This window comes from Mesorhizobium sp. M8A.F.Ca.ET.161.01.1.1 (genome assembly GCF_004792105.1).
In the GTDB taxonomy this organism is placed as follows: domain Bacteria; phylum Pseudomonadota; class Alphaproteobacteria; order Rhizobiales; family Rhizobiaceae; genus Mesorhizobium.
In genome coordinates, this window is sequence record NZ_SRTD01000349.1 from 1 (window position 1) to 313 (window position 313).

Here is a 313-nt window from a genome sequence, read left to right on the forward strand (position 1 = left end):
CACCGCGAACCATCAGACGCGTCACCAGAATATCGCCGGCCGAGGCGGCAGAGGCGTCCTTGCGGCTGTCCATGACAAGCACGTGGCCCGGCGGGCAGGTTTCTATGGCAACACGCTGCGGATGGGCGGGATTGCGGAATTCTACGAGCTGGTTGCGATCCTCGCGGGCCGGCATGTAGCGCAGGGTAAAGGCCGGGCCCACCATGTTCTTGCCCTTGTAGCCCAGCGGGCGAACGCCCTGAATGACCTGGTTTCGCAGGCCGCGCTTGTAAAGCGCTGTCGCTAGCGTGGCGACAGAAATCGTCATCAGTTT

The 313-nt window shown here is 62.9% G+C and carries 1 pseudogene; it reads right to left on the reverse strand.

What is annotated here, in order from left to right:
* Positions 1-313: pseudogene (locus tag EN804_RS36015) on the reverse strand (ribonuclease activity regulator RraA); the annotation flags it as partial.